The sequence below is a fragment of the Pseudonocardia sp. genome (assembly GCF_029263155.1).
In the GTDB taxonomy this organism is placed as follows: Bacteria; Actinomycetota; Actinomycetes; order Mycobacteriales; family Pseudonocardiaceae; genus Pseudonocardia.
The window spans coordinates 1-21,825 of sequence record NZ_JAJCYB010000065.1 but is presented as its reverse complement, the minus strand read 5'-3'; the positions used below and the strand labels follow the sequence as shown (position 1 = coordinate 21,825).

Below are 21,825 nucleotides of genomic sequence, written 5' to 3'. Positions count from 1 at the left end.
CGTGGCCGAGCCAGGTGTATCGCTGCTGGAACTGCTGCTGCACCGGGTGGCCGAGTCCACGCTGCCGGGCCCGGTCCAGGAACTAGTCCTCGCCGCCGTCGAAGGGGATTCGGCGCTGGACGCCGCGCTCGTTGGGCAGTCGGCGCCTGCTGCCTCGGCCGATGCCGAACCTGCGGGCGGGCTGCGGGACCTGCACCTGCGGGCCGTGCGGGTGCACGGCTTTCGCGGCATCGCACCGGTGGTGTCGCTCGACCTGCCGCCGGGCCCCGGGCTGACGGTCGTCACCGGCCGCAACGGGTCGGGCAAGTCCAGCTTCGCCGAGGCCGCCGAGCTGGCGCTGACCGGCGATAGCAGCCGCTGGCGCGACCGCAGCCACAACCAGGCGCTGTGGCGCGACGGCTGGCGCAACCTGCACACCGACGACGGCACGACCATCGAAGTCGATGTCGTAGCCGCGGGCCGGGCCGGGCCGACGACGCTGCGGATGCGCTGGGAGCCCGGCGCCGAGCTGGACGACGTCACGTGGACGTACCAGCCGCCCGGCGGCCGGCGAATGCCGATCGACTCCGGCTGGCTGCCCGATCTCCGTCGGCACCGCCCGGTGCTGTCCTACGGCGAGCTCGGGGCCTTGCTCGACCGCCGGCCGAGCGAGCTGCATGATGCCCTGCACGGGTTGCTCGGCCTCACTGACCTGGACGACGCGCGGGACCGGCTCAAGCTCCGCCGCAAGCCGTACGAGGACCGGGTCAAGGCGCTGCGCGAGACGCGGACCGGCCTGCTGGCCGCCCTCGCCGAGGTCGACGACGAGCGGGCGCGGCGCGCCGAGGCCCTCGTGGGGGCCCGGACACCCGACCTCGACGCCGTCGCCGAGCTCGCCCTCGGCGACGACGCAGACCTCGCCGAGCTCGGCCGGTTGCGGGAACTGATCGCGGTCGCCGTCCCCGAGCCGGCCGAGATCGACGCCGCCGTCGGGAACGTGCGCTCGGCGCTCGAGGCCGTCGCCGTCGCCACCACCGGCGATGCCGCCGCCACCCGCGGCGTCGCCGAACTGCTGCACCGGGCGCTCGAGCACCACCGCGCGCACGGCGACGTGCCGTGCCCGGTGTGCGGCGACGGACGGCTCGACGCCGGCTGGCGGGAGCGAGCCGACGCTGACCTTAACCGCCTGCGCACACTGACCGAGAAGCTGCGGCAGGCGAGCCACGGCCTCGACGACGCCGTCGACGCCGCACGCAGACTCGTCGCACCCGTCCCGTCGGTGCTCCGGCGGCCGCCCACCGCCATCGACCCCGACGACGTCGTCTCGGTCTGGCAGCAATGGGACGAAGCTCGGCGGACACCTGAACCAGCCGCACTTGCCGATGCCATCGAGCGCTCCTACCCGCCGCTCCGCTCCGCGCTCGCCGATGCACAGGTGTCCGCCCGGACGGAGATCGTTCGCCTCGACCAGGCGTGGAAGCCCGCCGCCGCCCGCCTATCGACGTGGCATGATGACGCGCGCACGGTGGCGGCCGAAGCAACCCGGCTCGACGAGATCAAGAAGGCCGAGACGTGGCTTAAGACGGCGGCCGGCACGCTGCGCGACGAGCGCATCGCCCCGTTCGCCGAGGCGTCCCAGAAGGTGTGGCAGGAGCTTCGCCAGGAGAGCAGCATCGAGTTGGGCGCGCTCCAACTCACCGGCAGCGGCAACCAGCGCAAGCTCGTCCTCGACGTCACCGTGGACGGCACGCACACCGCAGCCCTGTCCGTCATGAGCCAAGGCGAGCTGCACGCGCTGGGACTGTCACTGTTCCTACCGCGTGCCACGGTATCCGAGAGCCCGTTTCGGTTCCTGGTCATCGACGACCCGGTGCAGGCGATGGACCCGGCGAAGGTCGAGGGCCTGGCCCGGGTGCTGGCCGAGGTCGCGCAGGCGCGGCAGGTCGTGGTGTTCAGCCACGACGACCGGCTCGCCGACGCCGTCCGGCGACTGCCACACCCTCCGACAATCTGGGAGGTGCAGCGCCGCGAGCGGTCGCGGGTGGAGCTGGTGCCCAGCGTCGACCCGGTCCTGCGGTACCTCTCCGACGCCCGGGCGGTGATCAACGATCGTGCCATGCCGGAGGAGCTTCGGCGCGAGGTGGTAGCCAGCTGCTGTCGCGGCGCCGTGGAGGCAGCGGCACACGCGAAGGTGCGGGCGGTCCGGTTCGCTCGCGGTGACCGGCATGACGACGTCGAGGACGCCCTCTCTGCGGCCGATACCACCCGCAAGAAGCTGGCGCTGGCGGTGTTCGACGACCCGGACCGGGTGGGCGACCTCAAGGACCGGCTGGCCCGTGAGGGCCGCTGGGCATCAGCGTTGCCGGCGGTGATCAGGGGGGCCCACGCCGGCGGCTACGGCGGAGACCTCGGCTCGCTGGTCGATGACGTCCGGCGGCTCGTCGGCTGGGTGCGCACATGATCGCCGGGGCCCGGCTGCGCCTGGAGCACGCGGAGCGCCTGCTCGACGGGCCGATGCTGGCCGGCGTCTGGCCGCGGTGCGCGGTGTGGCTGATCCGCCTCGCCCTGGAGCATTCACTGGACGCGCTGTGGCTTGCGCGCAGCCCCGAGGTGCGACGCTGCTCGAAGCGCAGCCAGCTGCTCGCCCTCGGCGTCGTGCTGGACCAGGCGACCCAGTACCGGGTAGTTCAGCTGTGGAGCGCGCTGAGCCGGGCCGGACACCACCATCACTACGACCTGGCGCCGACCGTGGCCGAGCTGCGCGGCTGGCTCGCCGAGACGTCCGACATCGTGACCCGCCTTGACGTGGCGGCCCGATCCGGAGGTGGGCATGGCTGACCGCGGGTTCGACCTGTTCGCCGAGGACTGGGCACCGAGCTACGAGCCCCCGTCGACCTTCGAGCTAGACGGCACCGCCGCCGTCGAGCCAACCGAGTCGGCGACGTTCACCGCCCGACGACCCGGTGCGGCGGCGCCGCTGCCGTTGGCATTCGTCGACGGCACCCGCCGCGTCGACCTCGGCTTGTGGCAGATCGACCGGGCCACCGGCGAGGCCCACCGCGGCATCGCTGGCTCATACGCTGTCGGCGCGACCGTCACCGAGCCGTACCGGCCCGCCCGGGTCGTTGCCGAGCGTGTGGGGCGGCTCTGCGTGTGGGGCGGCGGGCGGACCGGCGACCTCGGACCCCGCAGCGGTATCCACTGGCGGTCGCACTCCATCGCTAGCTCTGACCCCGGCAAGCCACTTGCGGCGCTGCAGGACGCGATGCGCGACGCCGAAGCCGAACTCGCGCAGGAGCTGTCCGGCACCGGCTGGCTGGTGGTGCTCGACGGACCGCTCAACCGGACCCGCGCCCTGACCAAGATGGTCGCCGGTTACGTGAAGACCCACCACCGCCGACTGCTTCCCGACGATCAGCACGTGCGGCTGCCGAGCCTCGATGTCGGTGAGCGCTGCCCGATATGGTCCGTCGGCGCCGACCGGTACACCTGCTACGCGCGGATCGGCGCGCCCGGGCCGGTGGGATCCCCGTGGAGCGGCATAGTCCGGCTGGAGTTCCCGGCGGAGTTCGGCCTCGATGCGTCGGTCGAGGCCGCTGACCGGCTTACTGGCGTGCTGCCGGGCCACGCGGGTGTGCGCCATCGCGACCCGCGGGCACCGCAGAACCTGACCCCCGTCCGGATTCTGGAGATCGCGCTCGGGCGCCGGCTGGGCTCGTCCCGGCTCGCGACGCGGGTCGCCCGAGACGCCGTGGCCGCCCAGCGAGAAGGAGCAGTCCGATGACCGTTGAACCGCAGCCGCTTGAGCTGTCCCCTATCGTCGCGCCCGGCACACCATGGGCCGACGCCGACCGCGGCGTCTTGGCCGGACTCGGCGACATTCCTGACGACGCCGTAGTGGGGCTCGTCGACGCTTCGATGGACTCCACGACCCAGCGCAGCCACGTCGTCGTCGACCCGGGCTGCGACATCGCGCTCGACGAGCTGGTCGTCACCGCGCAGCGGCTCGCGGACGGCTCGGCGCTGCACCACTACGGCGTCGTCGTCGAGGTCACCGGGCGTATCGAGGGTGCGGAACTGGCATCGGACACCGCCCGGCTCGCCGCGGCCACGCTCCCCGGCGAGCGGTACCGCCGCGCCGAGGTGCAGTGGTTGCGCACCGTGCCCGAGCGTTTCCTGCCGCCGTTGTCCGGAGCCTCTGTCTGGCGCGCGGCCGGGGTCCACCGGGACCGAGCGCTGTTCCTGGACCGGATGGACGCCGGCGAGCGGCTACCGCTCGGGTTGGACCTGTCCGGCGCGCCCGTGTACGTGGCATTCAGCTTCATCAACGGCGACAAGGGCGGGCACGTCTCGATCTCGGGCAAGTCCGGGGTGGCGACGAAGACCAGCTACGCGCTGTTCCTGCTGTACCTGCTGTTCGAGACCCGATACGGGGCGCAGGTCCGCGGCCCGGGCGCCGCTGGGGACCGAGCGGTCGTCTTTAGCGTCAAGGGCGAGGATCTGCTGCACCTGGATCGGCCCAACACCGCCTTCTTCGCCGACACCGACCAGGCCCGCGAGGCACAGGTCGGCTGGGCCCGCCTCGGTCTGCCGGAGGTCGGGCCGTTCCGGCACGTACGGGTGTACGCGCCCCGATCCGAGGAGGACGAGCGCGGCACGCGCGTGGCGAACGTCCGGACCCGTGACCGGCGCACCGTGACCATCTACGGCTGGACGCCATGGGAGTTCGTCAGGGCAGGGCTGCTCGACTACGTTTTCGACGACCTGGACACCGGCCAGCTCAGCTTCGTCGAGCAGGTCGTGCGGTTGCAGCTGCTGCGCTACACCTACCCGCTCGACGGCGACAGCGAGGGGCGTGTCGTGCTCGCCGAACCCGCCGCGGTCGGCGAGCAAGTCCCCATGTCCTGGGAACGCGCGCGCCGCAGGACGCGGCGTCCGCAGCCGGGCAGCGCGGGGGTGGTGGTGGAGGACTTCGCCGGGCTGGTCGAGTTCGTCGCCGACAAGGTGCTCGACGGCCCCGGTTTCGACCCGGCGTGGACGGGCGGCGTCATGCCCGGCACCGCACAGGCGTTCGTCCGTCGGCTGTGGGGCGCTGAACCGCGGCTGCGCCCGCTGATCGCGGCGGGCCTGACCGCGGTCGATCGCGGGGCGGCGATCTCGGTGGTGGACGTGCACGCGCTGCACGAGGACGCGCAGCGGTTCGTCGTCGGCGCTGTACTCGCCTCCGTGTGGCGCGACCACGAGTCGTCGGCCGCGGCCGGGAAGACCTGGGTCCTGCTCGACGAGCTGAACAAGTACGCGCCTCGTCAAGGCCGTTCCCCGATCAAGCACCTGCTGGTCGACATTGCCGGCCGGGGGCGCAGCCTCGGCGTGCTGCTGCTGGGCGCCCAGCAGAACCCGTCCGGGGTCGACCCGAACATCACCGGCAACGCCGCACTGCACGTCGTCGGACAGATCCGGGCACAAGAGGCCGCCGAGCTCGGCTTCCTGCCCGCTGAGATGCGTGCGCGGGCCCAGCTCGTCGCGCCCGGCACGATGATCACCTCACAGCCGCTCATCCCCGCCCCGATCTCCGTCCGGTTCCCGTTCCCGCCCTATGCCACCCGCGCTGCCGAAGTAGCCGCCGACCCGGCTCGCCGCGCCGAGGCCCGCCAGCTGCTGGAGGACATGTGAAGGTCCGCGAGCGGCCCACCGGCGCGGCGCGGGTGCTGCACACGAGCGACTGGCACCTCGGTGTGACCTGCCGCGGCGAGTCCCGAGGCCGCGACCACGACGCCGCGATCGCTCAGGTCGTCGCGGTCGCCGACGCCGCCCGGCCCGACCTGATCCTGCACACCGGCGACCTCTTCGACGGCGTCCGTCCCGGCTACGACGACATGCTGCGCGCGCTGCTCGCCCTGCGACGGCTGGGTGAGGTCGCACCCGTCGTGGTGATCGCCGGCAACCACGACTCGGAGGGGCTGTTCCGAGTGCTCGCCGAAGCGGTCGGCGAACCCGGCGCGGGCAGGTGGGACCACCGCGCCCATTGCACGCAGCGAGTTCGGCTCCTGGGCAAGCCCTGCCTGCCCGACACCGGTGCGGTTGCCCGATACCGGGTCGCCGACGGGCCCGACATCCGGCTCGGCTGCCTGCCGTTCGTCCACTCGAACCGGTTGATCAAGGAGTTCGACGAGCTGGCGATCGCCAACGCCACATACGCGGAGAAGATCAGAACCATCGCCGAGGAGATCACGGCGGCCGTTCGCGAGGGCATGGACCCGGCGTCGGAGGTGGCGGTATGGGCGTCGCACCTGCACGTCGAGGGCGCGCGGCTGTCGTCGGAGCGGCAGATCCACGTCTCGGCGGACTACGCGGCCGACCCGACGCACCTGACGGGATACGGCTACTTGGCGTTCGGGCACATTCACCGCCCACAGGACCTGCCCGGCGGACGCGGCCGATACGCAGGCAGCCTGCTTGAGGTCGACTTCGGCGAGGAGGCCGAGGACAAGGTCGTCGTCGTGGCCGACCTGGAACCCGCGACGTACCCGAGCATGACCACGTTGCCGATCACGGCGGGCCGGCGGCTGCGGCGCCCGCGGGGGACGCTCACGGAGCTGGCGGCGTGCGCCGACGAGCTGGGCGACGCCATCTGTGAGGTGACCGTCGAGCCCGACCTGGCCGCTGACCCCGGCGAGGACGTCGCCTCGCTCTCCGCCGCGGTCCGCGCGGCGCTGCCGACGGCCACGATCGTGGGAGTGATCGACGCCCGTCGCCCAGCCGAGCTGACGCTCGACGAGTCCGCACCTGCCGCGGACGCCGAGGAGACGGTCGGACAAGCCTTAAGGCGCTACCTCGCCACGGATGGTGCCGCGCTCGTCGGGCGAGCCGACCCGGACCGGATGACCGGGCTGTTCGACGAGCTGCTGGCCGCCGTCGAGATCGGCGACCACCCTGTGATCAGCGAGGATGTCCATTTGGACGCGCTGTCGAGGCAGGCCCCGTGAGGCCGGTCCGGATCGTGCTCGACGGTGTGCGCTCGTACCGTTCCCCGCAAGAGGTCGACTTCTCCGAGCTGTCGCTGTTCGCCCTGATCGGTGACACCGGCGCGGGCAAGTCCAGCATTATCGAGGCGATGTGCTTCGCGCTCTACGGGTCGTCGACCTGGTCCGGACGTGACGTCGTCGACCTCATCTCGGACGGCGCCGAACAGATCCGCGTGGAGCTCACGTTCGCGGTGGGTGGCGACGAGTGGCGGGTCACCCGAGCCCGCCGACGGCGGGGCGGCCCGCCTACCCACAAGCTGGAGTCGGCGACGACGGGTGCGAAGGTCGACGGTGCTGACCTCGTCACCCGCCGAGTCACCGAGCTGATCGGTCTGAACCGCGAACAGTTCCTCCGGGCCGTGGTCATGCCCCAGGGCCGCTTCGAGAAGCTGCTGCAGGCCACCAAGTCCGAGCGCACTGACATCCTGAAGGGGATCTTTCGGCTCCAGTCGCTCGATCTCGTGCGCGGCGAGGTGGACCGCCTCGCTCGAGGCTGGAACGGCGAGGCCGAGCTGCGCCGCGGGATGCGTCTGGGGCTGCCCCCGGATCCAGAGGCTGCGGTCGCTGACTCGGACGCGGCACTGGCCGCGGCACAGCGGCGGGCCGCCGAGCTGCACGACCAGGCCGAGGCTGCGGAGCAGGCGAACCGCGCCGCCGAGCAGGCCGGCGCGGCCGCACACCGGCTTCGCGGCCTTGTTGAGCATGCCCGCCTGTCGCTAGCGGGCCGGAGCCGCACCGACGCCGATCGCATCGGTCGAGAGTTGGACGGGATCGAGGCCCGGCGGGCTGAGTGCCGCACGGAGATCGACGTCGCAGCTTCCGCCGAGGCGCAGGCCCGCACGGCCGCAGACGAGATTCTGGCCGGGTTCGGCGACCGCGACGCTGCCGTGACCGGCCGCGACCTGCTCCGGTTCGCGGCGACCGCGCTGCCCGACCTGACCACGAAGCGGGACGAGACCCGAGCCGAACTCGACGAGTTGGAGGCCGACCCGCCACCGGCCGAGGTCGACCACGAGTTGGTGCTCGCCGCGGGCGAGGCGAGGGCTCGTGCGCGTGAGGCACGTACGCGGCTGCAGGAAGCTCTGGCTGCCGAGGCCGAAGCACGGCGGGCGTTGCGCCAGTGGATCGAGCGTAACGCAGCGGCCGAGTCGGCGCAGGCAGTGGCCCTCGGGTTGGCGGGGCAGGCCGCCGATGCCCGAACCCAATCGGACACCGCCACGCAGCAACAGGTCGAAGCACAGCAGGCCCATGAGACCGCGCTGGCGCGGCGGGACGAGGCGGCGCGCGCCGACGCCGCCGCACACGCCGCTGTCGGATGTGGCCCGGGCGACGCCTGCCCGATCTGCGCCAGGCCGCTGTCCGTCGACTTCATTCCACCGGTGTCGGAGGATCTCGAAGCCGCCGAGGCCAGGCTGGGCGCGGTCGCTGCGACGGTCGACCAGCGCCGGTCGGCTGCCAACAGCCGCCGTGAGGCGCTCGTCACCCTGGAGGCGCAGGCCGAGGACGTGGCGAGACGATCGGACGAGGCTCGCGCGACCGCAGATTCTGCTGCCGCCGACGTTCGCGCGCTGACCGGCGTCCTCCCGGTCGTGGGCGCGAGGGCGGAGGACGTCGTCGCCCACCTGGTCGCCGCCGTTGCGGCAGCGAATGAGCGCGCGGCCGACACCGAGCACGCAGCCGACACCGCAGACGCTTCGGTGGCCGCCGCTCGCGAGGAGCTCGCGGGGCGGCGCTCCCGCTGGTCCGCCGAGCGTGCCAGCCGCCGACGCGAGCTTGACGAGATCGACCTTGAGCTTCAAGGACTCGCGCGGCGCCTGGCCGACCTGCCCGCGGTCTGGCGTCCCGGGGAGACCGCGCCGGACCTGACCCGCCTCGCGGATCGTCTGACCGCAGCGCTCGCCGAGCACGCCGAGCACCTCGCCGCCGTCACCGCCGCGCAGGCTGACTGGCAGCAGGCGCGGACCGAGCTGGCCCGACTCGACACCCGGGAAGCCGCTGCGGTCACCGGACCGCTCACCGCGGTCGTCGACGCGGATCGGCGGGCGCGCACTGCCGTCCTTGCCGTCACCGCCTGTCTCGACGATCCGCCTGCGGTCAAGGAGCCCGCCCGATCCGGCGAGTCCGTCGCTGAGATCGCGGCTGCGGTGAGCGCACTCGACGACGTCGCACTGGCGGTGCTCGGACTTGCGGCGACCGCGACCGACAAGCATGACCGGGACGCCGAGACCGCCCGCATCGAGTGCCGCGAGATCCTGCGGGCCGCGCAGGCGACAACGGTTGTCGAGCTGCGGGGCGAGGCCGGCGCCGCCCGCCAGGGCGCCGTTCAGGCGTCGACCGACCTCGAGCAGGCACGGCGCCAGGCCGAGCAGGCCCGGACACTCGACGAGTTCCTCGGCGTGGCCGACCCGTTCCTCGCCACGCTCGGCGCTCTGGGCGGGGTCTTGACCGACGGCAGGTTTATCGGCTACCTCGTCCGCCGTAGCGAGACCGCCCTGCTCATCGAGGCGTCACGCGTGCTGCGCCAGCTCTCCGCGGACCGGTTCGGCTTCGCCGAGGAGTTCAAGGTGGTCGACCGGCGGTCGGGCAAGCAGCGCGCACCGGACACCCTCTCCGGCGGGGAACGGTTCCAAGCGAGCCTCGCCCTCGCCCTCGCACTGGTCGAGATCGCCACACGCGGCGGCGGGCGGCTGGAGGCGGTGTTCGTCGACGAAGGCTTCGGGTCGCTGGACTCGGCTGCGCTCGACCAGGCGCTCACCACCCTCGGAGGAGTCGCGGCCGAAGGCAAACTCGTTGCGCTGGTGTCGCACGTCCGGCAGGTTGCCGAGCACGTCGACCAGGTCCTCATGGTCGAGCGCGACGAAGCGCTTGGTTCCCGTGTCCGGCTGCTTAGTCATAGTGAGTGCGATTCGCTCCTCGTCGACGAGGCACGCTCCCGTCCTACCGGATAGCCGGTCCTGTGCCCGTCGGTCAGATCTTCGGCCGTATGGCGTAAGGGCTGCGAGGAGACGCTACTCTGTGCGCTCACCAAGCCACCGACCGTGATACAGGCGCTCTGCGCGCCAGACATGCCCGGACGAGCCATCTGCGCTCATGGCCGCGCGGGCCGAGAAACCGATGGTGGACCGCCTGCGGCGGGGCCTGCCGGCCCTTGGCTTAGCACGGCCGACCTCACGGTCAAGGGCACTCCGCTTCGCTCCGTGTCGCTGCGCGACGGCCTGCGGCCGCCCGTGACCGCGAGCCTCTCCGGCCGTGCTGGGGCGCCTTGCGGCGGCGGGGGACAGCACCCCGCCACCCCAAGGGGACGGGCCGACAGGCCCACCAGCGAGGAGGCCATCATGACCGCGACGAGCAACCACCGGCGGAGCACCAGGCAAGGCCGCGACGCGGCCACGGGACGAACGATCCCGTCGTCGTCGACCGTGATGAGTGTTGCGGTGCAGGTGGCCGGGATCGTGCCGGTCCGACTCGACCTTAACCACCTCGGCGCCCCGGAGCAGCAGCTCGGCATGAGTCTCGGAACCGTCCTGGTGTACCTGCGCACCGCGGGCACGGCCCGCACCGTCGCGGAGGGCTGGGGCCGTGCCGCTGTTCTTGCCCGGTCGCTGTCCGTGGCGGTCGCGGGCCGCCGGCCGCTCGTGGTGGTCGGGCCGTCCACCATCGCAGCGATCGTGCAGCTCGCCGGCGTTCCGCAGGTGACTGCGGAGTACGAGCCTTCCCGGGCCGACGGGGCAGCGGCCATGCTGCGGATCCAGGTCGGGCCGGTCGAGTGGCAGGTTCGGGACGCCAACGCCTACACCTCGATGCTGCGGGCGTGGCGGCAGGCCGCCCGACTGCTCGGCGAGAACCCGACCGAGTACGAGTGACTGCGCATCCGGCCGGGGTGTGGACAACTCGGCGCGGCCGCTGGCGCGGCCGCGCCGATCCGCGTCACGATGGCGGACGTGGACGGAACCTGGCGGGTCGGTGTGCTGCTGGACGGCACCGAGAACGTGCGGACCCTCGCGGTGGGCAGCTCAGACACGGTGGCGGAGGCGGTTAGCGCGGCGACTGATGCGCTCGTCTGTGCCGCGTTGGCGCACGGTCGACACGAATACCGAGTCGCGGTTGCCGGGACGGAGATCATCATCATGCCGGGTCTCGATCAGGTGGGAGCCGTCGATTTTGACGCACTCCGCGGCGCACTCGGGCACCTTGCCGCGTGACAAGCCACTGCGCCGGAGAGCTGATCTCTCGATTCGTGATCAGGCGCTGATGCTCGGCTCCGCCACAACCGCGCGGCGGCCGCGCGCGACCGAGATCAGGCCCTCGTTCCTGAGTAGCGTCATCGCGCGGTGCGCGGTGCCGACGGCGACCGTGTTGGCTACCGCGAGTTCGGCGACGGTCGGCAGCTGGTCCCCGGGCCGGAGCTGGCCGGAGCGGATCTGCTCGCGCAGCGCCTCGGCGATGACCTCGTATGGTCCGCGAGGTTCCGGGGTGTCCGGTACGGGTCTGGGGACGATGGCCGCCATCGTGGTCGCGGCGCGGCGGTCCGCCTCGTCAACCCATGCGGCGTAGACCTTGAGCGTCGTCGCGCCGCCGCTGCCGTGGCCGAGTCGGCCGGCGACGGTGCGAATGTCCACGCCGGCGGCGACGAGCTCGGTCGCGGAGTAGTGGCGGAGTGAATGCAGGCGGGTGCTGCGGAGTTTCAGCTTGAGCGCGAGCTTGCGGTACCGCTGACTGATCGCTCGCGGCGGGTACGGCAGGGAACCGTCGGGCGCGGACGAGAAGACGAAGGCGTCGGCGCTCAGCGCGCCGTACAGGTCGTCGCAGCGCCGGATCCAGAGGTCCCGGTGCGCTACAAGCAGGCTGACGGTGTGCTCGTCGAGGGCGATCTTGCGTGACTGGCCGGTCTTCGTCGCTTTCTCCTTGAGGCCTGACTTCGGCTGGGCGTTGCTGCGGACGATCGAGAGTAGGCCGCGCTCGAAGTCGACGTGTCGCCAACGCAGCGCCGAGATCTCGCCTCGCCGGGGGCCGGTGAGCATGAGCAGCCACAGGAGTAGCCCCCACTCCGGGTCCGCCCACGCGGCGTTCAGCAGACGCGCGGCCTCGTCGGCGCTGGGTGGGTCGGGCTCGGTGCGCTCCGGCGACGGGGCGATGGCCATCGCGGCCTTGTTCACTGACAGGTGGCGCCAGCGGACGGCGCGCTCCAGAGCGCCACGAATGATGTAGTGGACCTTTCTCGTCGTGCTGGTGCTCAGCGGGCGGCAGGTGTGGCCGGCCCGAGGCCGGCCGGTGCACAGTTCGCGGCAGCGGTGCAGGCGGGCGTAGAAGCGCTCGAGGAGCTCCGCGTCGAGTTTCGAGGCCGGCAGCGCGCCGAAGGTCGGCAGCACGTAAAGCCGGATGAGGTCGTCGTACCGCTCACGGGTGGTGTCCTCGAGTTCAGACACGTCGAGCCACTGCTCGATTGCCTGCGCGACCGTGATGTTGGACTTGGGCGCTTGATCCTCGTCGACCTGGCGCTGTAGCCGGGTGAGGAGCTTCTCCGCTTCCTCGTAGGTCTTCGCGGTCTGTCGGACCTGGAGCGGTTTGTGCGTCAGCGGGTCGGTGCCGGCGTACACGACGACGCGGTACGAGCCGCTGGGAAGTTGTCCGATGTACCCACGCTGTCGCCGCTTACGAGGTGGCATGGCATGAGCGTAGAGCGACCCATGCCACAAAACGTGCCACGAGGTCGAAGGCCGGAGAGATCAGTTAGCGTTTCCGCTGGTCAGATAGAGTGCCCCCGGCAGGATTCGAACCTGCGCCACCGCCTCCGGAGGGCGGTGCTCTATCCCCTGAGCTACGGGGGCGTGCCGCGACTGCGACCGGACCAGCCTAGCGCACCCGTCGCCGGATGCCCGCGGTGGGATCGGCTCGGCGGGCCGGCCGGGTCAGCCGGGCAGCGGGGCGGCGTTGCGGGCGGCCAGCAGGTCGCGCAGGTACCGGCTCTCGGCGGTCTGCGCGGCCAGCATCTTACCGGCCTGGGTGCGTACGTCGGGGGTCGCGGCGTGCCGGGCGGCGTAGGCCAGCATCGTCGTGCCGCCCTCGTGGTGGCGCACCATGAGCTGCAGGAACAAGGTGTCCAGCTCGGGACCGGTGCTGGCGCGCAGCCGGCGCAGGTCGTCGTCGGTGGCCATCCCGGGCATCTGGCCCACCCCGGTCATCCCGGACATGCCGCCGGCACCGTGCGGGTGGCCCTCGGCGCCGGACATCCAGCGCATGTGCGGGCCGGTGGGCAGGCCGGGCGCGCCCCACAGCGCCAGCCAGCCCTGCATGTGGCCGATCTGGCGGCTCTGCCCGGACTCGATGTCGTAGGCGAGTTGGCGGACCTGGGGGTCGGTGCTGTGGTCGCGTTCCCAGGTGGCCATCTCGACGGCCTGCTCGTGGTGCACCGTCATGTCCTGGGCGAAGCCGACGTCCACCGAATCCGCGCCGGGCGCCGCCTCCGACGCCGAGCCGGGCAGCCCGATCAGCACCCCGACGGCCGCGCCGAGCAGCAGCAGCGCCACCGCCGCTCCGGCAGCCACCAGGTAGCGCGGCCAGGCCGGGCGGGCCGTGGGCGGCGCAGGGAGGGTGTCGGTGTCCGGCACGGGTCAGCCGTTCGGGAGGTTCTCGTCGGCCGCAGGCGCGCCCCGGCCGGCCTCCGGCATCGCGCCCGGACCGGCCGGGGCGGTGACCAGCGGCGGTGGGTTGTCCTGGTTGAACTGGCTCGGGCCGACCGAGCAGCTCGCGCCGAACTCGGGGTGCTGGAACTGGTTGAGCCGCAGCGACTGGATGAACTGGTCGATCCGCGGGTCGGCCGGGTCGCTCAGCTTGAGCTGGTGGCCCCAGGACTGCAGCGAGATCGGCTGGTCGAGCCCGGGGTAGGGCGACAGCATCGAGTACGGCTTGCCCTCGACCCGGTTGCGCAGCGCGGCCAGCCCGTCGCCGGTGATCTTGGTGGGGTCGTAGGCGATCCACACCGCGCCGTGCTCGAGCGAGTGCACCATGTTCTCGTTGCGGACCGGGGCGGCGTACACCGTGCCGGTGCAGGCCGCCCAGGTGAAGTCGTGGGCGCCGCCGAACGGCGGGCTCTTCGTGTAGGCCACCCGCTCGGTCGCTCCGATGTGCTGGCCACCGGTGTAGGAGGCGGTGACCACTCCGGGGATCGCGGCGGACGGGTCCTTGTTCTCGTCCGACGGGGTGTACGCGGCGACCGCGGCCTCGCTGGCCGACTTGGTCCGCTGCTCGGAGATGACGTAGCCCAGCACGGCGGCGGCGAACAGCACGACGACCCCGACGGCGATGATGGTGCTCCACGGGATGGACCGCTGGGTCACCGCCGTGGACCGGGTGCTGCGCGTGCGCTTGCTGGTCTTTCCGCTGGCCATGAACCAATCCCGGGTACTAGACGCGTCGTGGGCGCGGGCCAGTCTAGGAGCGCCACCTGAGCGTGCGATGAGCGAGCCCTGGCGAGCGAACAGTCGTCACAGTGAGCGAGCCCTGGCGAGCGAACAGTCGTCACACAGGGCGAGCCCTGTGGAGCATGCGCGGGCGGGTGTGAGCAGGCCATCGGGTCACCCGGATCGCCGTGCCCGAAACGGCCATTAGACTCCGGCGCGTGCACCCCGCCGATCTCGCAGCGTTGATCCATGCCGTGGCGACCGACGTCCTCACCGGTCGGGGGCTCGCCACGGCCGGGCTGCCGGCCGAGGTCGGACTGGACCGGCCGAAGGTACGCGCGCACGGTGACTACTGCACGGCGGTGGCACTGCGGGCCGCACCGGCGCTGGACGTGCCCGCCTCCGTGCTGGCCGGCTGGCTGGCCGACGAGCTCGCCGTCCGGCCCGGCATCGCGTCCGCCGAGGTTGCGGGCCCGGGCTTCGTGAACCTGCGGGTAGTCACCCGGGCCGCCGGTGACGGTGCGGTGTCCGACGCCGCGACGGTGTTCGAGGTGCCCGCCGAGCGGGTGGTGCGGCTGCGCGGCGGGGGCACCCGTACCGCCGCGGAACTCGCCGCCGCGGTGGGCCGGGACACCGCCCGGTTCGTCCTGCTGCGTGCCCGCCCCGGCGCCACCCCGGTGCTCGACCTGGCGACGCTGGCCGGAGCCACCGACGCCAACCCGGCGTTCCGGGTGCGGCACGCGCACACGCGCTGCTGCGCCCTGCTGCGCAACGCGGACACCCTGGGCATCGAGCCGGCTCCCGATGCCGCACTCGACCACCCGCGCGAGCTCGAGGTGCTCGATGTGGTGCAGCGGCCCGCTCCGGCGGGGGAGCCCGACCGGCTGGCCCGCCACCTGGAGTCGCTGACCGAGGCCCTCGAGCGGTTCGAGACGTGCTGCCCGGCGCTGCCGACGGGCGACCAGCCGCCGACCGACCGGCACCGGGCCCGCGTCGCGCTGGTCGACTCCGCCCGCCGGGTGCTGGCCGACGGTCTGCGCCGGCTCGACGTGTCCGCCCCGGAGCGGATGTGAGGGCGCACCCCGCCGGGCCCCGCCACGCCGACGTCGCGGTCCCGCTGGACACCTCGGGTCCGGAGCCGATCGGCGCCGCCGAGCTGGACGAGCTGGCGCCGCACGTGTGGCCGCGCAACGCCGGTCGCCGCCCGGACGGGGCGCTGCAGGTGGCCGGGGTCGACGTGCGCGAGCTCGCCGCCGCGTACGGCACCCCGCTGTTCGTCCTGGACGAGGCCGACTTCCGGGGCCGGTGCGCCGAGTTCGCGCAGGCCTACGGCGACCCGGGCGCGGTGCACTACGCGGCCAAGGCCTTCCTCTGCACCGAGGTGGCCCGCTGGGTGGCGGCCGAGGGCCTGTCGCTGGACGTGTGCAGCGGCGGCGAGCTCGCGGTCGCGCTGCGGGCCGGATTCCCCGCCGGGCGGATCGCGAGGCACGTCAACAACAAGTCCACCGCCGAGATGGTCGCGGGGCTGGAGGCGGGCGTCGGGAGCGTGGTGCTCGACTCGTTCTACGAGATCGCCCGGCTCGACCACCTGGCCCGCGAGCGCGGTCTGGTGCAGCCGGTGATGGTGCGGGTCACAGTGGGCGTCGAGGCGCACACCCACGAGTTCATCGCGACCGCGCACGAGGACCAGAAGTTCGGCTTCTCCATCGCCGGACGCGCGGTCGAGCACGGCCGGGCCGCCGGCGCGGGCGACTCGGACGCCGCCGAGGCGGTGCGCCGGGTGCTGAAGTGCGGTGGGCTGCGGCTGGTCGGGCTGCACAGCCACATCGGCTCGCAGATCTTCGACGCAGACGGCTTCGAGGTGGCCGCCCGGCGGGTCGTCGGGCTGCTCGCCGAGCTGCACGCCGAGCACGGTGAGGACGCCCTGGAGTCGCTCACCACGCTGGACCTGGGCGGTGGACTGGGCATCGCCTATGTGGCCGAGGACGACCCGCCACCGCCCGCATGGCTGGCCGGCGAGCTGCGCGACATCGTGGCCAAGGAGTGCGCGGACCACGGCCTGCGGGCGCCGCGGCTCGTGGTGGAGCCGGGGCGGGCCATCGCCGGACCGGGCACGGTCACCGTCTACGAGGTGGGCACCATCAAGGACGTCCCGCTCGGCCACGGCACCGGGCGGCGCTACGTCAGCGTGGACGGCGGGATGAGCGACAACATCCGCACCGCGCTCTACGACGCCCGCTACGACTGCCGGGTGGTGTCCCGGGCGGCGGCCGACGCCGGTGCGGCGGCGCTGCCGGCCACCCTGTCCCGGGTGGTGGGCAAGCACTGCGAGTCCGGTGACGTGCTGGTCCGCGACTGCTGGCTGCCCGCGGACCTCGGCCCGGGCGACCTGGTCGCGATCGCAGCCACCGGCGCCTACTGCTACGCGATGGCCAGCGGCTACAACCGGCTGCCCCGCCCTGCCGTGGTGACGGTGCGCGACGGCGAGCACCGGGCGCTGCTGCGCCGGGAGACCGAGGACGACCTGATGCGGCTGGAGGCCGGGCTGTGAGCGCTGGGGGATGGCAGCCGGCGGAGCCGGCGGGGCGGGTAGGTCAAGCCTTCGACCCGCCGCCGCCGATCCGGTTGGCCATGCTGGGCTGCGGCACGGTCGGGCGGGAGGTTCTGCGGCTGCTGTCCGAGCACGCCGACGAGCTGGCCGCCCGGATCGGGGCCCCGCTGAAGCTGGTGGGGGTGGCCGTGCGGCGCCCGCACCGCCACCCCGAGATACCCGCCGAGCTGCTCACCACCGACGCCGCCGGGCTGGTCAACCGCCCGGACGTCGACGTGGTGATCGAGGTGGTGGGCGGTATCGACCCGGTGCGCGGGCTGCTGCTGGACGCGCTGAAGGCCGGGCGGGGCGTGGTCACCGCCAACAAGGCGCTGCTCGCCGAGGACGGCGCGTCGCTGGCCGAGGCGGCCGAGGCGGCCGGCGCCGACCTGTACTACGAGGCGGCGGTGGCCGGGGCGATCCCGTTGCTGCGCCCGCTGCGCGAGTCGCTGGCCGGCGACAAAATCGTCCGGATCGCAGGTATTGTCAACGGCACCACCAACTACATCCTGTCCGCGATGGCCGGTGCCAGCGGCGGGGCCGGCACCGGGTATCGCGAGGCGCTGGAGCAGGCTACCCTGCTCGGTTACGCCGAGTCCGACCCGAGCGCGGACGTCGACGGGTTCGACGCGCAGGCCAAGGCGGCGATCCTGGCCTCGCTGGCGTTCCACACCCGGGTGGTGGCCAGCGACGTGTACTGCGAGGGCATCACCGAGGTCACCTCCGCGGACATCGCGGCCGCCGAGGGTCTGGGCTGCGTGGTGAAGCTGCTGGCGATCTGCGAGCGGGTCGGCAGCGCCGAGGTCGGTGAGTCGGTGTCCGCCCGGGTGTACCCGGCGATGATCCCGGCCGGACACCCGCTGGCCTCGGTGGACGGCGCCTACAACGCGGTGTTCGTCGAGGCCGAGTCGGCCGGGCAGCTGATGTTCTATGGCCAGGGCGCCGGCGGCGCGCCGACCGCCAGCGCGGTCCTGGGCGACCTGGTGGCGATCTGTCGCAACCGGGTGGCCGGTGGGCGCGGCCCCCGAGACCACGTGCACGCGAACCTGCCGGTGCAGCCGATGGGTGCCACGCCCACCCGCTACCACATCAGTCTGGACGTCGACGACCGCGCGGGCGTGCTGGCCACCATCGCCGGGGTGTTCGCCCGGCACGGTGTCAGCATCGCGACCGTCCGCCAGGACATGTCCGGCGGCGCGGGGCCGGCCGACCGCCCGGGTGCGCGGCTGGTGATCGTGACGCACACCGCGCCGGACGCCGCGCTGGCGGCCACCGTCGCCGCGCTCGCCGAGCTGGACGAGGTGCTCGGGGTCGACCGGGTGCTGCGGGTGGAGAACCTGGGCCGTCCGGTGAGTGCACTGGGGGTGGCGTGATGGCGGTCGGGGTGGGGGGTCCGGTCCGGGCCGGTACGGGCGGTCTCACCCGGTGGCCGGGCGTCATCGAGGCCTACCGCGCCCGGATGCCGGTGGAACCGGGCTGGACGGTGGTCACCCTCGGCGAGGGCGGCACACCGCTGCTGCCGGCGCCGTACCTGTCCGACCGGGTGGGTTGCGAGGTGCTGCTCAAGGTCGACGGGGCCAACCCGACCGGGTCGTTCAAGGACCGCGGGATGACCGTCGCGGTCACCGTGGCACTGGCGGCGGGCACCCTGGGCGTGCTGTGCGCGTCCACCGGCAACACCTCCGCCTCGGCCGCCGCCTACGCCGCGCGGGCCGGTCTGACCTGCGCGGTGCTGGTGCCGCAGGGCAAGATCGCGCTGGGCAAGCTGGCCCAGGCGGTCGCGCACGGGGCGAAGATCCTCCAGGTCGAGGGCAACTTCGACGACTGCCTGGAGCTGGCCCGCAAGACCTCCGCCGACTACCCGGTCACCACCCTGGTCAACTCGGTCAACCCGGCGCGGATCGCCGGGCAGGCCAGCGCGGCCTACGAGATATGTGACGAGCTGGGCGCCGCGCCGGACGTGCACTGCCTGCCGGTGGGCAACGCCGGCAACATCACCGCCTACTGGGCCGGTTACCGCGCCTACCGCGACGACGGGCTGATCGAGCGGCTGCCCCGGATGTTCGGCTTCCAGGCCGCCGGCGCGGCGCCGCTGGTGCACGGCGCTCCGGTGCGCAACCCGGAGACGGTGGCCACCGCGATCCGGATCGGCGCACCCGCGTCGTGGGCCGGGGCGGTGGCCGCGCGCGACGGGTCGAACGGGCTGTTCGCGGCGGTCACCGACGAGGAGATCCTCTCCGCCTACCGGCTGCTGTCCACCCGCGAGGCGGTGTTCGTCGAGCCGGCGTCGGCGGCCAGCGTGGCCGGTCTGCTGCAGGTCGGTGCCGCCGGCATGCTCCCCGAGGACGGCCGGGTGGTGTGCACGGTCACCGGTCACGGGTTGAAGGACCCGGACACCGCGCTCCTTGCCTCGGGGAGCGACAGCGGACCGCGCACCGATACGGCGCCGTCGCCGACGGTGATCCCGGCCGACTCCGACGCGGTGGCCAGCGCGCTCGGGCTGGCATGAGTTCTCCCGAGGTGCTGGTCCGGGTACCGGCGTCGGCGGCCAACCTGGGCCCGGGATTCGACACCCTGGGCCTGGCCCTGGGATTGCACGATGAGATCGAGGCGTCGCTCGCCCCGGACGGCCTGGTCGTGGAGGTCACCGGGGAAGGCGCGGGCAGCGTCCCGCTCACCGAGCAGCATCTGGTCGTCCGCGCGCTGCGCGCGGCCTGCGCGGCGTTCGGGCAGACGCCGCCCGGCCTGCGGCTGCGCTGTCGCAACCAGATCCCGCACGGGCGGGGCCTGGGTTCCTCGGCGGCCGCCGCGGTGGCCGGCTCGTTGGCGGCCGCCGCGCTGCTCGGCCGCGATCCGGACGCCGAGCGAGAGGTTTTGTTGCAGGTGGCGGCCGGGATGGACGGGCACGCGGACAACGCGGCGGCCAGCCTGCTCGGCGGTCTGGTGGTGGCCTGGAAGTCCACCGGCGACGACGGTGCCGACCGCTTCGGCGCCGCCCGGCTCGAGCCGCACGCCGCGCTGCGACCGGTCGCACTGGTGCCCGACGAGTGCTCCGCGACGGCGGTGACCCGTGGGCTGCTGCCCGAGCGGGTGCCGCTGGCCGACGCCGCGTTCACCGCCAGCCGTACCGCGCTGGGGGTGTGCGCGTTCACCGCGCAGCCGAGCCTGCTGTTCATCGCCACCGAGGACCGGTTACACCAGCCGTACCGCCGTGGGGCCTACCCCTCCTCGGCCGCGCTGATGGACCGGCTACGCGCGCACGGTGTGCCGGCGATCGTGTCGGGCGCGGGACCGACGGTGCTGGCACTGGTCGACGGCGCCGGACTGCCGCCGGGCCTGGTCGGTCCGGGGTTCACCGAGCGTGTGCTCGAGGTGGACCGTACGGGCGCCACCGCCGAGGTTCGGTGACGTTGCGTAGATCGCCGGTGGGTCGGCCGGACGTGCCTGGGCTTGCGGCACACCGTAATGTGTTGTTGCCGGGCTGCGGCCTATTGTCTACGCTCGGCGGCGTACGACGACCTGCGTTGATCCGCGTCGGTACACTCCCGTTGCTGAACCGGGTGTGATCCCCTCCCGTGACCAGTCCGCGTTACGGCGCGGAAGTTTCCGGCACATGATCATCGAAATGGGTCGTTGTCCAGTGTGTTCGGCGCGAGCAGTGGTTCGCCCACCGCCCCCCGTGTCACCGTCGCCCTCCCGTCCCGGTGGGGCGACACATCCCGCTGATCGGCGCACCTGCCCGGTTGGTTAGGAAGGATCTTTGTGAGCGACACCGATACCCTCGGCACCGACCAGGCTGCCGATCAGGCCGAGAGCAGCGCCGGCGGAACGAGCATCGGCACCGATGCCACGGCCGGCTCGGCCGTTGAATCGGCCGCCGCCCCCGGGGCGGACGCCGGCTCCCCCAACGGTTCATCGGCCCGCCGCCGCGGCCTGTCCGGCATGGTGCTGGCCGAGCTGCGTGAGCTGGCCGGCGAGCTGAAGATCGGCGACACCGCCGGCATGCGCAAGGGCGAGCTGATCGCCGCCATCAAGGAGCGGCAGGGCGGCGTTCGGGCCGGCGGCGCGAAGCGCGGGTCCGCCGACCCGGACGCCCAGCTCAGCCTCGACGGCGCCGGTTCGGCCCCGGCGACCGGTGCCGCGACCGCAGCCCCGGCGTCGGGTGCCGCGTCCATCAGCGTCGATGCGCCGGCGCCCGCTGACGCCACCGTGCCCGCTGACGCCACCGTCGAGGCGGCGCCCACCCGCGGCCGTCGCCGGCGCACCGCCTCCCGGCCGGCCGGATCCCCGGAGAAGGTCGCCGGCGAGTCCGCGGGCACCGACGACACCGGCCCGGTCGCTGCGGACTCCGGCGCCGTGGCGGACACCGACCCGACGGATACCGACCCGACGGACACCGGTCCGGCCGAGCAGCGCCGTGACGGCGACCAGGATTCCGGCGAGCAGCGGTCCGGCCGCAACCGTGACGGGGGCAACCGCGATCGTCAGCAGGGCCGCATCAACGACCGTACCGACCGGAACACCGACCGGAACACCGACCGCAACACCGAGCGGGCCAACGAGCGGGCCAACGATGACGACGACGAGGACGGCGGCGGCCGCGGCCGACGGGGCCGCCGGTTCCGTGACCGCAACCGGCGCGGTCGCGACCGGCGCGACGGTGGCGGCGCTCCGAGTGGCGGCGGCGGGGCCAACGCCCAGCCCGACACCGAGGTCCGCGACGACGACGTGCTGCTGCCGGTGGCCGGCATCATCGACGTGCTGGACAACTACGCGTTCGTGCGCACCTCCGGCTACCTGTCCGGGCCGAACGACGTCTACGTCTCGCTGT

General features: G+C 73.1%; 17 protein-coding genes and 1 tRNA gene. 14 read left to right on the top strand and 4 right to left on the bottom strand.

From position 1 onward, the window contains the following. The first annotated feature begins 1 nt into the window (after nt 1). The 8 genes from Q1K26_RS12800 (at nt 2) to Q1K26_RS12765 (ending at nt 11,206) form a co-directional block, all read left to right on the top strand. Nucleotides 2-2,440, top strand: a complete 2,439-nt coding sequence (locus tag Q1K26_RS12800) for an AAA family ATPase (protein ID WP_300011103.1) — start codon at nt 2-4, stop codon at nt 2,438-2,440. After that, nucleotides 2,437-2,817: a hypothetical protein gene (locus Q1K26_RS12795; RefSeq protein WP_300011100.1), complete on the top strand. Its 381-nt coding sequence runs from the start codon at nt 2,437-2,439 to the stop codon at nt 2,815-2,817. Before Q1K26_RS12800 ends, Q1K26_RS12795 begins: the two co-directional genes overlap by 4 nt. After that, entirely contained in the window at nt 2,810-3,763 is a 954-nt protein-coding gene (locus Q1K26_RS12790; RefSeq protein ID WP_300011097.1) for a hypothetical protein, read from the top strand. The genes Q1K26_RS12795 and Q1K26_RS12790 overlap by 8 nt, the downstream gene beginning before the upstream one ends. After that, a complete protein-coding gene (locus Q1K26_RS12785) occupies nt 3,760-5,652 on the top strand; it encodes an ATP-binding protein (protein WP_300011094.1) in 1,893 nt (630 codons plus the stop codon). Before Q1K26_RS12790 ends, Q1K26_RS12785 begins: the two co-directional genes overlap by 4 nt. Next, nucleotides 5,649-6,965 (top strand): metallophosphoesterase, encoded by a 1,317-nt coding sequence (locus Q1K26_RS12780; RefSeq protein WP_300011091.1) that lies wholly within the window; start codon nt 5,649-5,651, stop codon nt 6,963-6,965. The genes Q1K26_RS12785 and Q1K26_RS12780 overlap by 4 nt, the downstream gene beginning before the upstream one ends. Further along, the gene (locus Q1K26_RS12775; RefSeq protein WP_300011089.1) at nt 6,962-9,952 is read left to right on the top strand and encodes an SMC family ATPase; all 2,991 of its coding nucleotides are present in this window, start codon (nt 6,962-6,964) and stop codon (nt 9,950-9,952) included. The genes Q1K26_RS12780 and Q1K26_RS12775 overlap by 4 nt, the downstream gene beginning before the upstream one ends. 474 nt (nt 9,953-10,426) lie before the next feature. Next, nucleotides 10,427-10,867, top strand: coding sequence for a hypothetical protein (locus Q1K26_RS12770; protein WP_300011087.1), 441 nt, complete (start codon nt 10,427-10,429; stop codon nt 10,865-10,867). A gap of 78 nt (nt 10,868-10,945) precedes the next feature. Beyond that, nucleotides 10,946-11,206 carry a hypothetical protein gene (locus tag Q1K26_RS12765; protein ID WP_300011084.1) on the top strand — a complete coding sequence of 87 codons (261 nt, stop codon included), beginning with the start codon at nt 10,946-10,948 and terminating at the stop codon, nt 11,204-11,206. Between the two features lie 39 nt (nt 11,207-11,245). Here Q1K26_RS12765 and Q1K26_RS12760 read toward each other — a convergent pair whose 3' ends face one another. The 4 genes from Q1K26_RS12760 to Q1K26_RS12745 all read right to left on the bottom strand — a co-directional run bounded on the left by Q1K26_RS12760 (nt 11,246) and on the right by Q1K26_RS12745 (nt 14,392). Beyond that, nucleotides 11,246-12,601, bottom strand: coding sequence for a tyrosine-type recombinase/integrase (locus Q1K26_RS12760; protein ID WP_300011081.1), 1,356 nt, complete (start codon nt 12,599-12,601; stop codon nt 11,246-11,248). Nucleotides 12,602-12,760: 159 nt separating this feature from the next. Next, nucleotides 12,761-12,832 (bottom strand) — tRNA-Arg (locus Q1K26_RS12755). 81 nt (nt 12,833-12,913) lie between these two features. Then, nucleotides 12,914-13,612: a DUF305 domain-containing protein gene (locus Q1K26_RS12750; protein WP_300011078.1), complete on the bottom strand. Its 699-nt coding sequence runs from the start codon at nt 13,610-13,612 to the stop codon at nt 12,914-12,916. A 3-nt stretch (nt 13,613-13,615) separates the two neighbouring features. After that, nucleotides 13,616-14,392 (bottom strand): DUF3105 domain-containing protein, encoded by a 777-nt coding sequence (locus Q1K26_RS12745; protein ID WP_300011074.1) that lies wholly within the window; start codon nt 14,390-14,392, stop codon nt 13,616-13,618. Nucleotides 14,393-14,622: 230 nt separating this feature from the next. On the opposite strand from Q1K26_RS12745, the gene Q1K26_RS12740 reads away from it, so the two are divergent. The 6 genes from Q1K26_RS12740 to Q1K26_RS12715 form a co-directional block, all read left to right on the top strand. Beyond that, nucleotides 14,623-15,477 carry an arginine--tRNA ligase gene (locus Q1K26_RS12740; RefSeq protein ID WP_300011071.1) on the top strand — a complete coding sequence of 285 codons (855 nt, stop codon included), beginning with the start codon at nt 14,623-14,625 and terminating at the stop codon, nt 15,475-15,477. Next, on the top strand, nt 15,474-16,955 hold the full coding sequence (gene lysA / locus Q1K26_RS12735) for a diaminopimelate decarboxylase (protein WP_300011068.1): 1,482 nt from the start codon (nt 15,474-15,476) through the stop codon (nt 16,953-16,955). Before Q1K26_RS12740 ends, lysA begins: the two co-directional genes overlap by 4 nt. 68 nt (nt 16,956-17,023) lie before the next feature. Then, on the top strand, nt 17,024-18,367 hold the full coding sequence (locus tag Q1K26_RS12730) for a homoserine dehydrogenase (protein ID WP_300011115.1): 1,344 nt from the start codon (nt 17,024-17,026) through the stop codon (nt 18,365-18,367). Next, the gene (thrC, locus tag Q1K26_RS12725) at nt 18,367-19,503 is read left to right on the top strand and encodes a threonine synthase (RefSeq protein WP_300011065.1); all 1,137 of its coding nucleotides are present in this window, start codon (nt 18,367-18,369) and stop codon (nt 19,501-19,503) included. Before Q1K26_RS12730 ends, thrC begins: the two co-directional genes overlap by 1 nt. Beyond that, the gene (gene thrB, locus Q1K26_RS12720) at nt 19,500-20,402 is read left to right on the top strand and encodes a homoserine kinase (RefSeq protein ID WP_300011062.1); all 903 of its coding nucleotides are present in this window, start codon (nt 19,500-19,502) and stop codon (nt 20,400-20,402) included. Before thrC ends, thrB begins: the two co-directional genes overlap by 4 nt. A gap of 354 nt (nt 20,403-20,756) precedes the next feature. Beyond that, nucleotides 20,757-21,825 (top strand): Rho termination factor N-terminal domain-containing protein (locus tag Q1K26_RS12715; protein WP_300011059.1); only part of this gene is annotated, 1,069 nt, incomplete at its 3' end.

Bases quoted from the DNA above. Each gene is read 5' to 3' on its own strand.
- Q1K26_RS12785 (WP_300011094.1), top strand. From the start codon at position 3,760: ATGACCGTTGAACCGCAGCCGCTTGAGCTGTCCCCTATCGTCGCGCCC.
- Q1K26_RS12790 (WP_300011097.1), top strand. From the start codon at position 2,810: ATGGCTGACCGCGGGTTCGACCTGTTCGCCGAGGACTGGGCACCGAGC.
- Q1K26_RS12770 (WP_300011087.1), top strand. From the start codon at position 10,427: ATGAGTGTTGCGGTGCAGGTGGCCGGGATCGTGCCGGTCCGACTCGAC.
- Q1K26_RS12795 (WP_300011100.1), top strand. From the start codon at position 2,437: ATGATCGCCGGGGCCCGGCTGCGCCTGGAGCACGCGGAGCGCCTGCTC.
- thrC (WP_300011065.1), top strand. From the start codon at position 18,367: ATGGCGGTCGGGGTGGGGGGTCCGGTCCGGGCCGGTACGGGCGGTCTC.
- Q1K26_RS12745 (WP_300011074.1), bottom strand. From the start codon at position 14,392: ATGGCCAGCGGAAAGACCAGCAAGCGCACGCGCAGCACCCGGTCCACG.
- thrB (WP_300011062.1), top strand. From the start codon at position 19,500: ATGAGTTCTCCCGAGGTGCTGGTCCGGGTACCGGCGTCGGCGGCCAAC.